This window comes from Nocardia sp. NPDC058114 (genome assembly GCF_042884695.1).
Lineage (GTDB): Bacteria > Actinomycetota > Actinomycetes > Mycobacteriales > Mycobacteriaceae > Nocardia.
The window spans coordinates 781,108-794,533 of record NZ_JBHVTK010000001.1; the positions used below are offsets into that span (position 1 = coordinate 781,108).

At 68.9% G+C, this 13,426-nt stretch carries 15 protein-coding genes; 9 read left to right on the plus strand and 6 right to left on the minus strand.

The features are described from left to right. Positions 1 to 4: 4 nt before the first annotated feature. Complete coding sequence (locus ACFVVI_RS03525; RefSeq protein WP_387442907.1) at positions 5 to 850, minus strand: SDR family oxidoreductase; 846 nt, start codon at positions 848 to 850, stop codon at positions 5 to 7. Between the two features lie 81 nt (positions 851 to 931). Between ACFVVI_RS03525 and ACFVVI_RS03530 the strand changes: the two genes are divergently transcribed. Further along, complete coding sequence (locus ACFVVI_RS03530) at positions 932 to 1,525, plus strand: TetR/AcrR family transcriptional regulator (protein ID WP_387442910.1); 594 nt, start codon at positions 932 to 934, stop codon at positions 1,523 to 1,525. Positions 1,526 to 1,579: 54 nt separating this feature from the next. Here the strand turns inward: ACFVVI_RS03530 and ACFVVI_RS03535 are convergent, their stop codons facing one another. Together ACFVVI_RS03535 and ACFVVI_RS03540 are read right to left on the minus strand one after the other, a co-directional pair. Next, complete coding sequence (locus tag ACFVVI_RS03535; RefSeq protein WP_387442913.1) at positions 1,580 to 1,972, minus strand: nuclear transport factor 2 family protein; 393 nt, start codon at positions 1,970 to 1,972, stop codon at positions 1,580 to 1,582. 42 nt (positions 1,973 to 2,014) lie between these two features. Continuing rightward, positions 2,015 to 3,589: an HD domain-containing phosphohydrolase gene (locus tag ACFVVI_RS03540; RefSeq protein ID WP_387442916.1), complete on the minus strand. Its 1,575-nt coding sequence runs from the start codon at positions 3,587 to 3,589 to the stop codon at positions 2,015 to 2,017. Positions 3,590 to 3,675: 86 nt separating this feature from the next. On the opposite strand from ACFVVI_RS03540, the gene ACFVVI_RS03545 reads away from it, so the two are divergent. The 6 genes from ACFVVI_RS03545 (at position 3,676) to ACFVVI_RS03570 (ending at position 9,478) form a co-directional block, all read left to right on the plus strand. Continuing rightward, positions 3,676 to 4,341: a PadR family transcriptional regulator gene (locus ACFVVI_RS03545; RefSeq protein ID WP_387442919.1), complete on the plus strand. Its 666-nt coding sequence runs from the start codon at positions 3,676 to 3,678 to the stop codon at positions 4,339 to 4,341. 62 nt (positions 4,342 to 4,403) lie between these two features. Next, on the plus strand, positions 4,404 to 5,423 hold the full coding sequence (locus ACFVVI_RS03550) for an esterase/lipase family protein (RefSeq protein ID WP_387442922.1): 1,020 nt from the start codon (positions 4,404 to 4,406) through the stop codon (positions 5,421 to 5,423). 76 nt (positions 5,424 to 5,499) lie between these two features. Further along, positions 5,500 to 6,039: a peptide deformylase gene (gene def / locus ACFVVI_RS03555; RefSeq protein WP_387442925.1), complete on the plus strand. Its 540-nt coding sequence runs from the start codon at positions 5,500 to 5,502 to the stop codon at positions 6,037 to 6,039. Continuing rightward, complete coding sequence (gene fmt / locus ACFVVI_RS03560) at positions 6,039 to 6,962, plus strand: methionyl-tRNA formyltransferase (protein ID WP_378662499.1); 924 nt, start codon at positions 6,039 to 6,041, stop codon at positions 6,960 to 6,962. Before def ends, fmt begins: the two co-directional genes overlap by 1 nt. Positions 6,963 to 7,684: 722 nt before the next feature. Continuing rightward, positions 7,685 to 9,043 (plus strand): RsmB/NOP family class I SAM-dependent RNA methyltransferase, encoded by a 1,359-nt coding sequence (locus tag ACFVVI_RS03565; protein WP_387444445.1) that lies wholly within the window; start codon positions 7,685 to 7,687, stop codon positions 9,041 to 9,043. 93 nt (positions 9,044 to 9,136) lie between these two features. Beyond that, the gene (locus ACFVVI_RS03570; RefSeq protein ID WP_387442929.1) at positions 9,137 to 9,478 is read left to right on the plus strand and encodes an MmcQ/YjbR family DNA-binding protein; all 342 of its coding nucleotides are present in this window, start codon (positions 9,137 to 9,139) and stop codon (positions 9,476 to 9,478) included. Between the two features lie 28 nt (positions 9,479 to 9,506). Here the strand turns inward: ACFVVI_RS03570 and ACFVVI_RS03575 are convergent, their stop codons facing one another. Together ACFVVI_RS03575 and ACFVVI_RS03580 are read right to left on the minus strand one after the other, a co-directional pair. After that, on the minus strand, positions 9,507 to 10,415 hold the full coding sequence (locus ACFVVI_RS03575) for an RNA polymerase sigma factor SigF (RefSeq protein WP_378989079.1): 909 nt from the start codon (positions 10,413 to 10,415) through the stop codon (positions 9,507 to 9,509). Then, positions 10,415 to 10,783: an anti-sigma factor gene (locus ACFVVI_RS03580; RefSeq protein ID WP_387442932.1), complete on the minus strand. Its 369-nt coding sequence runs from the start codon at positions 10,781 to 10,783 to the stop codon at positions 10,415 to 10,417. Before ACFVVI_RS03580 ends, ACFVVI_RS03575 begins: the two co-directional genes overlap by 1 nt. Positions 10,784 to 10,936: 153 nt before the next feature. Here ACFVVI_RS03580 and rpe point away from each other — a divergent pair, with 153 nt between their 5' ends. Next, on the plus strand, positions 10,937 to 11,593 hold the full coding sequence (gene rpe, locus ACFVVI_RS03585; RefSeq protein WP_378628313.1) for a ribulose-phosphate 3-epimerase: 657 nt from the start codon (positions 10,937 to 10,939) through the stop codon (positions 11,591 to 11,593). Here the strand turns inward: rpe and ACFVVI_RS03590 are convergent, their stop codons facing one another. Further along, positions 11,594 to 12,064 (minus strand): hypothetical protein, encoded by a 471-nt coding sequence (locus ACFVVI_RS03590; protein WP_378655995.1) that lies wholly within the window; start codon positions 12,062 to 12,064, stop codon positions 11,594 to 11,596. A gap of 549 nt (positions 12,065 to 12,613) precedes the next feature. Between ACFVVI_RS03590 and ACFVVI_RS03595 the strand changes: the two genes are divergently transcribed. Then, positions 12,614 to 13,237, plus strand: coding sequence for a riboflavin synthase (locus ACFVVI_RS03595; protein ID WP_387442935.1), 624 nt, complete (start codon positions 12,614 to 12,616; stop codon positions 13,235 to 13,237). The last annotated feature ends 189 nt before the right edge of the window (positions 13,238 to 13,426 follow it).

Below are 13,426 nucleotides of genomic sequence, written 5' to 3' on the forward strand. Positions count from 1 at the left end.
CCGATCAGGCGTACATCGCCCGATGGCGCCTCGCCCACTGCGCGTAGGTGGTGGCCGGTCGACCGAGTACATCCTCGATATCAGTGCTGACCTGCTGTTCTTCCGCTGTGGGCATGCCGAGGATGGTGAGTGTGTGGTCGGCGACCGGCTCGGGCATGAAGCGCAACATGTTCTGCTTGGCCTCGTCCACGGTGAGTTCGAGGAAGGTGATCGGGGCGTCGATCGCGTCGGCCACCGCCGCGGCTTGGTCGCGTGGGGTGATCACGGCGGGTCCGGTGAGGGTGTAGGCGCGGCCGTGGTGGCCGTCTTCACGCAGTGCCACGGCGGCGACGGCGGCGATGTCGGCGGGGTCTACCGCCGGCAGGCCGATATCGCCGAACGGTGCGGGGATGACTCGCTGGGTGCGCACCGGTTCGATCCACGCGAAGGTGTTGGAGAAGAACGCGCCGGGGCGCAGGGCCGTCCACTCCAGGCCGGATTCGGCGAGGGCCTGTTCGAACGCGATGGTTCGTGCGTAGCCGTCGGACTGTGGGCGGGTGACCGCGCCCTGCGAGGAGACGAAGACGACCCGGCGGATGCCGGCGTCCGCGGCGGTTTTCAGCAGCAGGGCCGGCTCGGGGCCGGTCATCAGTTGCTCGCCGGTGATCAGCAGGAACAGCGCGTCGGCGCCCTGTAGCGCGGGGGAGAGGCTGTCGAGATCGCCCAGGTCGGCGACCGTGTGCTCGACACCTGTCGGCAGGTCGACGGGGCGGGTGCCGCGGGATACCGCCCTGACCTGTGCTCCCGCGTCGACGAGTAGTCCGACCAGGGTGCTGCCGATATTACCGGTTGCTCCGGTGACGACGATCATCTGAATCCTTAGTTAGTTAGCTGACTGACTTGCTGGACACGAATGTATCCCACCGGCCGCGCTCTGTCTATAGTTAGTTGTATGACTAAATCGGACGCGCAGCTCAGCCCGAAGATCGGGAAGCGGGAACGCCTGGTGCAAGCGGCGATGCGCGTGTTCTACGAGCAGGGCATCGAGAAGACGACGATCGCCGATATCGCGCGCGAGGCCGACGTGCCGGTCGGCAACGTCTACTACTACTTCAAGACCAAGGACCAGTTCATCGCCGCGGTCATCGAGTTGCACGCGCAGGTGCTGTCCGGCGTCGTCACCGAACTCGCCGAACTGCCGGGACCCGCCGAGAAGCTGAAGGCCATGGTGCGCAGCTGGGTCGAACAACGTGAGATGGCGGCGCGTTTCGGCTGTCCGACCGGTTCGCTCGCCGCCGAACTCGACAAGCGCGAAGACGCCTTCGGGGGGCAGCCCGCACGCGTGATCGGGCTGCTCGTGGAGTGGGCACGCGAACAGTTCGCCGCCCTCGGTCGCGCCGACGCCGACGAGCTCGCCGTTGCCTTCGTGGCCGCGTACCAGGGGATCTCGTTGCTGACCAACACCTTCCGTGACCCACAACTGATGGTCACCGAAGGTGCCCGGCTGGAACGATGGATCGACGAGCTGGCGCAGGAGTCCGGATAGCACCTGCGCCGGCTCGGGGTCGTTCGTCGGCGCGGTTCCGCCCGTGGCCGGAGGTCAATCGGTGGGCTGCCAACCCGAGCACAGCAGGTCGATGGTGGTGATCGCGTTATCGGTGGTGGTCAGGAAAACGCGCTGGTCGGCGACACGAGTCGTACCGTTGGCCGGGCGCATGCGGACCAGCCAGTGCATCGCGAGCTTGTCGCCGATGTGTTCGCGGCCGGAGTCGACGACGGCGAAGTCGTCGGGACCGCCGAACCAGCCGCGGAAGCGCGCGATCGCCGGATCGGGACCCACCGCGGTGAAGGGGCCGGGTGGGATCAGACCGCGCAGCATGACCTCGGGAGCGAGGTAGGACGCCATCGCGGCGAAGTCGCGCCGGATCAGCGCGGCGAGAAATCGGTCGGCGACCGAGGAGGTCGTCTGCGGGGTGTGGGTCGAAGTAGTCATGGGAAAAGTCTGCGACCTGCGCCGATGTCGAACATCGGGTGATCACCCGATCTTTGCCGATTGATCCTCGTCGGGCAGTAGGCCGTGGCGCATCGCGAACACCGCGGCCGAACCACGGCTGTGGACACCGATTTTTGTGTAGATGTGCTCGACGTGGCTGCCCGCCGTGCGTGGGCTGATGCCGAGGGCGTGGGCGATCTCTCGGGTCGATCGGCCGCGCACCAGCAGGGCGAGGACGTCGAGCTCGCGGGCGGTGAGCCCGGCGATCTGCGCGCGCTTGCGTGGTCGTCGGCCCTGGGCCGCGGCCAGTACGGCGGCAACGGCGTCGCCGTCGAGTCGCCCCGCTGTCACCTCGGCGCGCAGAATCCTGGCTCGCTCGTCCGGCTCGATGGCGGGTCGGTGCGGTCGCTGCTCACCGAGTGCGCGAAACATCTGGGCGGCGGCCAGAATTCGCGCGGTGGGCGGCAGCATCGAGCCGGTGAGCCCGCGCGGATAGCCGGACCCGTCCAGCCGTTCGTACACCATCGAAGCCGGTCCGCCGAGCGCGGCCAGGTGCGGGCTGCGCGCCAGCACTCGCTCGGTCAGATACGGAACCATCCGCACCCGTTCGCGTTCGGAGGCGGTCAGCGGACCCAGTTTGTTCCAGATGCCCGTCGAGACACCGATGGTGCCGAGGCGACACACCAGGGCTGCCCGCCGCACGGTCACCGCCTGGTCGGCGGGCAGGCCGTACTCGCGGGCCGCGGCGGCGGCCAAGTCGGCCACGGCCCGCGAATGACCGAGGAACCAGGTTGCTTTCGCGTCGGCGTAGTCGGCGAAGACGGTGAGGACGTCGGTGAGTTCGTCGTCCGCGATCGGCCGGTCGAGCGCCGCGCAGCCGTCGATCACCTGCTGCCAGGCGTCGACCCGGTCGAGTCCGTCCAGCAACGCGCCGTCGCCCCGGGCGCACAGGTCCACCAGTTCGGGATCGAACTCGGTGCCACTGCGCGACAGCAGCATTCGGACCGCCGCGTCGACACCGCCCACCCGGGTATGGACCTCGGCGTCGTCGGCGATGTGCACGACACGCATCACCGGAATGATCGCCTCGCCCCGCAATCCGCCGGGTACGCCGTGGCCGTCCCAGCGTTCGAAGGCTTGCGGCAGCGCTGCCCGGACGGCGTCCGGCAGGCCGAGGCGGTCGGCGATATCGGCCGCGGTGCGGCAGTGGGTGAGGAACGAGTCCATCGTGTCGCGCACCCCGCCCGCGAGGAACCGGCCGGTCATCGAGATCCGCCGCAGCGAGGACCCGCCTTCGGCGAGGTGCCCGAGCAGGAAGGCCATCATCGGCAACCCGGTTTTGTCGATGTTGTAGCTGTCGGCCCGGATCCGCAGGTCGTCACCGAACCAGCGCGCCATCTCGGGGGAGTCGGCGACGCAGCCGACCCACGCCAGCAGCGAGACGTAATACACCGCGGCGCGATCGGCCTCGGACAACCCCGCGGCCTCGGCGAGCCGGACAGCGAGAACGGTCTGGCGCAGGACATGTTCCTGCGGCTGGCCGAGCCCGAGGTCGGTGGCCAGTGACAGCGAGGCGACGAGTTCGGCGAGCCGAAGAGGTCGGGACGGGTCCGTCACGAATTCAGATTACTCCTTGCGCTCGATGCATTGCCGATATATCGTCGATAGTGTCAAGAACAACGAGAGAGCCTGAGGAGGCTGTCATGCAGAACCAAGAACAACGAGAATTCGGACACTTCCGGCGCGGTCGCGGACCGGGCCCCCGGGAATTCGGTCCCGACCGCCAGCAGTTCCGCCACGGCGGGCGCCACGGCCACGGCCCCGACTTCGGCCCAGGTTTCGGACCGGGCTTCGGCCCTGGTTTCGGTCGCGGTCGCGGCCGCGGCGGGCGTGGCAGGCGCGGTGACGTGCGGGCCGCGGTGCTGCTGCTGCTCGTCGAGCGCCCGATGCACGGCTACGAACTGATCCAGCAGATCCGCGACCGCAGCGACGATGTCTGGCGCCCCAGTCCGGGGTCCATCTACCCGGCATTGGCCCAGCTCGAGGACGAGGGTCTGGTGCTCATCGAAAAGGTGGCCGGTCGTAAGACCGCCCAGCTCACCGACGAGGGCAAGGCCTATGTCGAGGCCCATCGTGAGGATCTCGGCGACCCGTGGGCCGAGGTCAAGCAGGATGTCGGCGCCCAGGCGCTGGACCTGCGCGGACTGGTCGGACAGGTGATGGGCGCGGTCGGTCAGGTGGCCCAGGTCGGCACGGCACAGCAGGCGGCGAAGGCGGCCGAGGTGCTCGCCGAGACTCGCCGGGCGCTGTATCGAATCCTCGCCGAGGACGATGTCGCCTCCGAGGGCGATACAACCCCCGAGAAGTGAGGGCGTCGTGACCGCCCTGCCCGGCGTGCGGTTGTCGGTCCCATGGAGTAAATGTTTGGGGTATGGAACAACTGGGAACGTTGTGGGGTTGGGGAACATCACGATTGCGCGGCGCGGTGTCGGTCACGGCACTCGCCTGCGCGGCGGTGATCGGTGTGTCCTTCGCACCGATCGCCGCCGCTGAACCGGCGGGCTATCGGCCCGCCGTCATTCCGATGCAAGCGGGTCCGGCGCAGTCCGATCACCTGGACGCCGCCCATTACATCAAGGCCCACCCGAACTCGGTTCCGGTGGGGCTCAACAACTTCGGGTGTACGCCCACCGCCGAGCACCCGCGGCCGATCGTGTTGGTACACGGCACCGACTCGAGTGCGTACTCCGACTGGGCGGGAATCGGGCCGCAGCTGGTGTCGGCCGGCTACTGCGTCTTCGCGCTGAACTACGGCGGAGCGCCGGGCGCCGACACCTACGGCACCGAGGACATGCGCATCAGTTTCGCCCAGCTCGCCCAGTTCGTCGACGATGTCCTCGTCGCGACCAAGGCGACCAAGGTCGATCTGGTCGGGTTCTCGCAGGGGGCGAACGTCAGTCGGTTCTATGTCAACAAGCTCGGGGGCGCGCCGAAGGTCGGGACCTGGGTCGGCTTGGCCTCACCCAGTTACGGCGGGGTCATGTACGGACTGGTCCCGGTGGGGCAGGCCGTTCCCGGCATGATGGATGTCTTCGCGAGGGTCACCTCGACCGCTGCGGTCCAACAGGCCCAGGGCGAACCACTCATGGTGGAGCTCAACGCGGGCGGCGACACCGTGGCCGGTGTCCGGTACGTCACCGTCGGCAGCCGGGTCGACGAGATGATCCAGCCGTTCTCGAACATCGCGCTGCGCGGTGCGGGCGCCGAGAATCTCGTCCTGCAGGACCTGTGCGCCGACGACCTGACCGGGCACTTCCACCTGGTCTACGACCCCTTCGTGCAGCAGTTGCTCCAGCGCGTCCTCGACCCGGCCCGGGCACCCGCACCGGTCTGCGCGCCCGTCCCGCTCGGCACCGGCATCCCCGAGGTGATCATCGCGGGCAACTCCTGACAGCCGGGCTGGACGGAAGTACCTCGCGGGGTCACTAGACTGGGACGACCGCAATTCGTCCTCCCCGGGAGCCGCCGTGACCATTCAGCCCGTTCGCCTGTTCGGCGACCCGATCCTGCGTTCTCGTGCCGACGCGGTCACCGAGTTCGGTCCCGACCTCGCCACGTTGGTCGCCGATCTCACCGAGACCATGCACGACGACGGTGGGGTCGGGATGGCCGCGCCGCAGATCGGTGTCGGGCTGCGGGTGTTCGTCTACGACACCGGCGATGCCGCGGGGCATGTGGTGAATCCGGAGTGGTCGGCCGTCGGGGCCGACGAACAGGTCGGTCCCGAGGGCTGCCTGTCGATCCCCGGCGTGCGGTACGACGTGCGCCGGGCGGCGCGCGTGCGGGTCAGCGGGGTCGACGTCACCGGTGCGCCGGTCGAATTCGAAGCCGACGGTCTGCTCGCGCGCTGCGTACAGCACGAGTACGACCACCTCGATGGCGTGCTGTTCGTCAACCGGCTCGAACCGGCCGACCGCAAGGACGCGATGCGTACCATCCGCGAATCCGACTGGTTCCGTGGCGGGATCACCGTGCGCGAATCCAGCGGCGTCGGCGGTGGCCGCTGATGCGCGTAGTTTTCGCGGGCACGCCCGAGCCCGCTGTGCCGTCGTTGCGCCGGTTGATCGAGAGCGAAGGCCACGAGGTCGTGGCGGTCGTCACGCGGCCCGACGCGGTCGCGGGCCGTGGTCGCAAGCTCCTGCGCTCGCCGGTCGGGCAGCTCGCCGACGAACACGGCATTCCGGTGTTCACGCCACGCAAGCCGTCCGAGCCCGAGTTCGTCGCCGCGCTCACCGAGCTCGCACCGGACTGCTGCCCGGTCGTCGCCTACGGTGCGCTGCTGCCCCAGCAGGTGCTCGACATCCCCGCCCACGGCTGGATCAACCTGCACTTCTCGCTGCTGCCCGCCTGGCGCGGGGCGGCTCCCGTGCAGGCGGCCATCGACGCCGGTGATGACATGACCGGCGCATCGACGTTCCTGATCGAAGCAGGCCTCGATACGGGCCCGGTGTACGGGGTGATGACCGAGAAGATCGGGCTCACCGACACCGCGGGCGAACTGCTGGCCCGGCTCGCCGAAGCGGGTGCCGTGTTGCTCGAGAAAACCCTGGACGGCGTGGAAGACGGTTCGCTGCAAGCGATTCCGCAATCCCATGACGGCGTGACCTACGCACCGAAGGTGACCGTGGAAGCCGGGCGGATCGGGTTCGACGAACCCGCGCTCGCCATCCACCGCCACATTCGCGCCGTCACCCCGGCGCCCGGCGCGTGGACCGAGGTGAACGGGCTGCGCCTCAAACTCGGCCCGGTGGAAATGGTGGAGGAAACCTTGCCCGAACGCGAGATCGAGGTGCGCAAATCCGGCGTCTTCGTCGGAACATCGACCACAGCGGTCCGCCTGGGTCAGGTCCAGCCGCCCGGCAAGAAGATGATGAACGCCCTGGACTGGGCGCGTGGCGCCCGCCTCGCGCCCGGCACGGTGATCGGATGAGTGCCTCGGACCGCCGCCGTCGCCGTGAAGCCGACGCCGCGAAGGGCGTGAGCCCCCGCGAGGATCGCAAACCCACCGGAAAGTCTGGCGAGCCGCGCGGCGGTAGCCCCCGCGACGAGCGCAAGATCACCGGCAAGAACGTCGACGGCGGCTGGGCCGCCCGCGCCGCGAAGGGCACCACCACCCCGCGCGCGGACGGCGACCGCTGGACGGATCGCTCCGACCGCCCCCGCCGCGACGACCGCGCCGGGGGCGCCCGATCCGGCGCGCCCCGCCGTGCCGACGACCGCCCCGGTTTCGCTCGCGGCGCGCAGGGTCGCGACGCGGGCAATCGACGCGTCGACGCTCCGCGCTCCGGCGCGCCCCGCCGCGAAGACGACCGCCCCGGTTTCGGTCGCGGCGCGAGTGACCGGGCGCAAGGACGTGACGCGGGCGCTCGACGCGACGACGCCCCGCGTTCCGAGGCACCTCGTCGTGCCGACGACCGCCCTGGCTTCGGCGGCGCGAACGAGCAGGCTCAGGGCCGTGACTCGGCGGACCAGCGCGGTGACCGTGGCAACGCGGCACGTTCCGGTGCGGGACGGTCCGACCGTGGCGCGTCACGTCCCGATCGTGGTGCGCGCGTAGGAGACTCGCGTGGCCGTGGTGCGGGCAACCGGGATGCTGGTGCGCCGGCGGGCAAAGCGCCCGCTCAGCGTCGTCCCGAGCGTCCCGATCCCAGTGTGCCCAGTCCACGCAAGCGCCGCGGCGAGCCCGTGGACCCCGCGCGCGAAGTCGCCCTCGATGTGCTGCGGGCCGTGCGTGAGCGCGACGCCTATGCCAACCTCGCGCTGCCGAAACTGTTGCGCGAGCGCAAGATCAGCGGGCGCGACGCCGCGTTCGCGACCGAGCTCACCTACGGCGCCAGCCGTTCGCAGGGGCAGCTCGACGCGGTGATCTCGGCATGCGCGGGCCGCCCGGTCGACGAGATCGACGGCCCCATCCTCGACATCCTGCGCCTCGGCGTCTACCAGCTGCTGCGGACCCGTACCAGCGCGCACGCCGCCGTCGACACCTCCGTCGACCTGGCCAGTGCCGAATTCGGCCAGGGCCGTGCCGGTTTCGTCAACGCGGTGTTGCGGCGAGCGGGGGAGAAGACCGCCGAGGAGTGGATCGCCGAGCTGGCCCCCGCCGACCCGGTCGGCAAACTGGCCTTCGAGCACGCGCATCCGAAATGGATCGCCCAGTCCTTCGCCGACGCGCTCGGCGCGCAGGCGGGTGAGCTGGACGCACTCCTGAAAGCCGATGACGAACGCCCGGTCGTGCACCTGGTCGCCCGGCCCGGCGAGATCACCTCGGAAGAGCTGGCGCTGGTCACCGGCGGTGAGGAGGGCCGCTGGTCCCCGTACGCGGTGTATCTCGACGGCGGCGATCCCGGTCTGCTGGAACCGGTCCGTGACGGCATCGCCTCCGTCCAGGACGAGGGCAGCCAGCTGGTCGCGCTCGCTCTCACGCGTGCGCCGCTGGAGGGCCCCGACAAGGGTCGCTGGCTCGATCTCTGCGCAGGTCCCGGCGGTAAGGCGGCCTTGCTCGGCGCGCTCGCCGCGATCGACCTGTTCACGGTCGACGCTGTCGAACCGGCCGAGCACCGTGCCGAACTGGTTCGCAAATCCACCCGGAATCTGCCCGTCACCGTGCATGTCGCGGACGGTCGCGACAGTGGCCTGACCCCCGGCTACGACCGCGTCCTCGTCGACGCGCCGTGCACGGGCCTCGGCGCCCTGCGTCGCCGCCCCGAGGCGCGCTGGCGCCGCACTCCGGCCGACGTGGCGGAGCTGGTGACACTGCAGCGTGAACTCCTCACCGCCGCATGGGATCTGGTGCGCCCTGGTGGTGTCGTCGTGTATTCGACCTGCTCACCGCACCTCGCCGAAACAGTGTCGGTGGTCGCCGATTTCGTCCGCCGCAGCGGCGCCGAGGAACTCGACAGCCGCGAGTTCCTGCCCGGTGTCACCGATCTCGGTGACGGCCCCTCCGCGCAGCTGTGGCCGCATCGCCACGGCACCGACGCCATGTTCCTGGCGACGTTGCGCAAGAAGTAGCCGCGACAGTACGACGGCGCCGTCCCCCGCAACGGGGGCGGCGCCGTTCCATTCGTCCAAGCGAGGAGCGAGCGCCGAGCGGAGAATCGGCGTATGGCGATGACATGGGATCAGGTGGTCGCGATGGCGACGGCACTACCGGGTGTGGCGGAAGGCACCTGGTGGCGCAGTCCCGGCCTGAATGTCGGCGGCAAGAGCTTCGCTCGACTGCGTGACGAGGCCGAAGGCGGCCTCGTGCTGCTCTGTGAGCCCACGGAGGAAGCGCTGCTGGCTTCCGGCGACCCAGCTTTCTACACGACCCCGCACTATGACGGGTACCCGTACATCCTCATCGACCTCGACGTGGTCGACCCACAGCAGCTCGCCGAGCTACTCGACAGTGCCTGGTGGCTGCGCGCACCCGCGAAGCTGCGGCGCGCGAGGCAGGGTGCATAGGAGAGGACGCCGTTGTCCTGTCCCCGAGTCAGTCCCGTTCGGACAATTCGCGCAGGCGCGCCAGGGTTTTCGCGAGAATCCGGGACACGTGCATCTGCGAGATCCCCAGCTGCGACGCGATCTGTGTCTGCGTCATCGACTCGAAGAATCGCATGGTCAGGATGCGGCGCTCCCGTTCGGGCAGGCCCGCCAGCAGTGGCCGCACCGCGATGTACTCCTCGACCCGGTCGAACTGCGACTCTTCCTCGCCGAGCGTGTCGAGCAGCGACGCGTCGCTGTCGCGCCCGATCGAGGCCGCGTCGATCGACGTCGGCTGATAGGCATTGCCCGCGATGACGGCCTGGGTGACCTCGTCGGGGTCGACATCGAGTTCGGCGGCGATCTCCTTGGCGGTGGGGGAGCGGCCCAGTCGCTGCGAGAGCTGATCCACGGCCGCGCCGATCCGCAGGTGGGTTTCCTTGACGCGCCGCGGGACTCGCATCGCCCAGGTGTTGTCCCGGAAGTATCGCCGGACCTCGCCCATGATCGTCGGCACCGCGAAGGACAGGAAGTTCGAGCCACGGCTCAGGTCGAACCGGTCCACCGCGTGCACCAGACCGACGCGCGCCACCTGCGACAGATCGTCGAACGGCTCGCCGCGCCCGCTGAATTTGCGGGCGATGTGATCGGCCAGCGGAATGCAGCGGTTGATCAGCGCATCGCGCGCGACCGCGTGCGCGACACTGCCCGGCTCGGTCGCCGCGAGACGCTCGAACAGGGCGCTGACGTCGTCGTACCCCGACACCGGTTCCGGAGTTTCGGTCTCCTCCTCGATACTGTCCTGCTCGAGGGCTTCCTTGTCCGGTTCCGCGGCGTTCTCCGATTCCGCGGCAGGGGAGTCGGTTTTGTCGGGTTCGCTGAGATCGTGCTGGTCGGGCTGGTTGTCCTCGCCGTGCACTATGCCTTCCCCCGGACCCTGCGGAATCGGACCGTCGTCGGGTACCCGGACAGGCCTGCGTCGAAATCCTGCTGTTCGGCGATGACCTCGTCGCAGAGCGTGCGCAGCACATGCCACCCGAAGCTGCGCTGATCCGGCATGCCCTGCGCCGCAGCGACACCGTCGACGCGCACCTGGAGTTCGAAGTCACCGACGAGGAATTCGCAGGTGAGCAGCGTATCCGGGCCCGCGATCGCGATGATCGTCGAGCACACCTCATCCACGGCCAGGCGCACGTCGGCTACCTCGTCGAGGGTGAAATCACTGAGTAGCACCAGTGTTTCGGCCAGTCCGCGCACGATTGGCAGCTGCGTCAGCTGTGCTGCCACACGAATCTCCACCGGGGCGCCGAAAGGCCCATGTTCCGCCGAAAAATTGGTCACCCTGAGAAGGCTACCCATATCCCGGCAGGGCAATCACCATCGCCGTCGCTACACTGGCGCGCTGTGTCCACTCCGACGTTCTCCCGTCCGTCCCAGCCGATGATCGCCCCGTCAATCCTGTCCGCGGACTTCGCGAATCTGGCCGCCGAGGCCGCCGCGGTCGAAGGATGCGATTGGCTTCACGTCGACGTCATGGACGGGCACTTCGTACCGAACCTCACGCTGGGTCTGCCGATCGTGCAGAGCCTGCTGAAGGCGACCGATATCCCGTTCGATTGCCACCTGATGATCGACGATCCGGGCCGCTGGGCCCCGAGCTACGCAGAGGCGGGCGCCTACAACGTCACCATCCACGCCGAAGCGACCGATGATCCGATCGCGGTGGCGCGCGATATCCGCGCCGCGGGCGGCCGGGCCGGGCTGTCGGTGAAGCCGAACACCCCGATCGAGCCGTACCTGGAAATCCTGCGCGAATTCGACACCCTGCTGGTGATGAGCGTGGAACCCGGTTTCGGCGGGCAGTCGTTCATCCCCGGCGTGCTGGAGAAGGCTCGGATCGTGCGCAATCTGGTCGATTCGGGCGAACTGCACCTGGTCGTCGAAATCGACGGCGGCATCAACGACGACACCATCGAGCAGGCGGCCGCCGCCGGCATCGATTGCTTCGTGGCCGGGTCGGCCGTCTACAACACGGCCGACCCGGGCGCTGCCGTGCAGAAGCTGCGCAACCTGGCCACCTCGGCCTGGCTGCCGTAACTACAGGGCGCGGAGCTTGCGGGTGCCCAGCGCCCGCGCCGCGTCGATGACGGCCTGCACCGGCGGCCGCTGGTCGCCGGACTCGGGTTCCTGCACCCAGGTGCGGTAGCCGGTGCGCTCGTCGTCGGGGGAGGGCAGCACGATCTGGCTGCCCGCGCAGGCGACGGTCGCGTACAGGCGGAACAGTTCGGCCGACGCCGTCGCGGTGACGGAGTCCGGGCGGCAGGGGCCGGTGAGGAACGTCCAGCGCCGCGCGCGGGGATGATCGACCACCGGACCCGCGATCGCGGCCTCGCGCAGTCGGGCCTGGACGCGCTCGCCCAGATCGCCGGGCATGGTGACCGCGCCGTAGTGCGCGCCGATCTGGAGCAGAATGCGGCGGGAATCGAAATCGATCTTGGCCGGTAGGTGCAGTTCTCGCCGATAACGCACGCAGCGCATTTCCAGCGTCGAATCGATCAATGTGCTCACGCGGCACCCCCACATATAGCGAACCTGTTGTGACCCACAGTGTTGTCTTCCTGGAGTGGTGGACTATCCCTGGGGCGAACTCCCGGTAGCCGCTGTGCTCCGGGCGATGATGTCGGGAGAACCTGCAGTTCCAGGGCCCGACATCTGGCTGAACAGCAGGAATCGTTGACGTAACAATATTGCGTCAGCGGCGCGGCGGGCGCAAGCATTACACTCACCGTGTTTCCAGTTCGTAGTGGCGGGTAATACCAGGCTAAGGCAGCCTGATGAATGCCGGGGATCGGTTCGCCGAAAATTGGATTGAACGCCGACCGCCGTATTGATTAACGGCGGCGTTGCGTCATGTCGATACACGGTTGCGACCCCAACGATGCGCTATCGATCGCTTTCGGTGATCAAGGGCTGCGCGCGGTCGGGTTCGGCCCCCGACCCGGGCTCACGGGCCGCGCTACTAGGCTGTGCGACGAGCTGGGTGGCCTCGCGGGAATAGCGGCCACTCACCTGCTGTTGGGCCCAACGGGTACGGATGACGCGACAAGGGAGTCAGGCATGTTCACAGGGATCGTCGAGGAGCTCGGCGAGATCGTGGCCACCGAGGCGCTGACCGACGCCGCCCGGTTGACGATCCGCGGCAAGCTGGTGACTTCCGATGCCGGGCACGGCGATTCGATCGCTGTCAACGGCGTCTGCCTCACCGTCGTCGACGTGATCGACGGCGACAGCTTCACCGTCGACGTCATGGACGAGACGTTGAAGCGCTCGAGCATCGGCGGCTTGGCCCCCGGATCGCCGGTCAACCTCGAGCGCGCGGCCGCATTGAACAGCCGCCTCGGCGGCCACCTCGTGCAGGGCCACGTCGACGGCACCGGCGCCGTGCTGCGGCGCACCCCGTCGGAGAACTGGGAGGTCGTACGGATCTCGCTGCCGGATTCCATCGCGCGCTATGTGGTGGAGAAGGGCTCGATCACCGTCGACGGCGTTTCCCTCACCGTCTCCGCGCTCGGCATCGACGACGAGCCGAACGCCGACGGATCCCGTGACTGGTTCGAGGTCTCCCTGATCCCGACCACCCTCGCCCTGACCGTCCTCGGCACCGCCCCCGTCGGCGCCACCGTGAACCTCGAGGTGGACGTCATCGCCAAGTACGTGGAGCGCCTCGCCCAGCGAGGCTGACACCGATCGGCGCCGGGCCTCACCGAACACCCCGAGGCCACGCCGTAATGTAGGAAGTCATTGCCATCCCCCAGGGCAGTTTCTCGGCCGCCTCGATCTGGACCGACCAGAGGGTGCGACGAAGGAGTGCCCGCCGGGAGGGAAGATCGAGGCCCACCGGGCCGAGAAACCCGCGGCCCCGGCCGCCAA

What these genes read in the sequence shown, in the direction of transcription:
- ACFVVI_RS03550 (WP_387442922.1), top strand. Translation starts at nt 4,404, where the DNA reads ATGGAACAACTGGGAACGTTGTGGGGTTGGGGAACATCACGATTGCGC.
- ACFVVI_RS03545 (WP_387442919.1), top strand. Translation starts at nt 3,676, where the DNA reads ATGCAGAACCAAGAACAACGAGAATTCGGACACTTCCGGCGCGGTCGC.
- ACFVVI_RS03570 (WP_387442929.1), top strand. Translation starts at nt 9,137, where the DNA reads ATGGCGATGACATGGGATCAGGTGGTCGCGATGGCGACGGCACTACCG.
- ACFVVI_RS03525 (WP_387442907.1), bottom strand. Translation starts at nt 850, where the DNA reads ATGATCGTCGTCACCGGAGCAACCGGTAATATCGGCAGCACCCTGGTC.
- ACFVVI_RS03530 (WP_387442910.1), top strand. Translation starts at nt 932, where the DNA reads ATGACTAAATCGGACGCGCAGCTCAGCCCGAAGATCGGGAAGCGGGAA.
- fmt (WP_378662499.1), top strand. Translation starts at nt 6,039, where the DNA reads ATGCGCGTAGTTTTCGCGGGCACGCCCGAGCCCGCTGTGCCGTCGTTG.
- rpe (WP_378628313.1), top strand. Translation starts at nt 10,937, where the DNA reads ATGATCGCCCCGTCAATCCTGTCCGCGGACTTCGCGAATCTGGCCGCC.
- ACFVVI_RS03595 (WP_387442935.1), top strand. Translation starts at nt 12,614, where the DNA reads ATGTTCACAGGGATCGTCGAGGAGCTCGGCGAGATCGTGGCCACCGAG.
- ACFVVI_RS03535 (WP_387442913.1), bottom strand. Translation starts at nt 1,972, where the DNA reads ATGACTACTTCGACCCACACCCCGCAGACGACCTCCTCGGTCGCCGAC.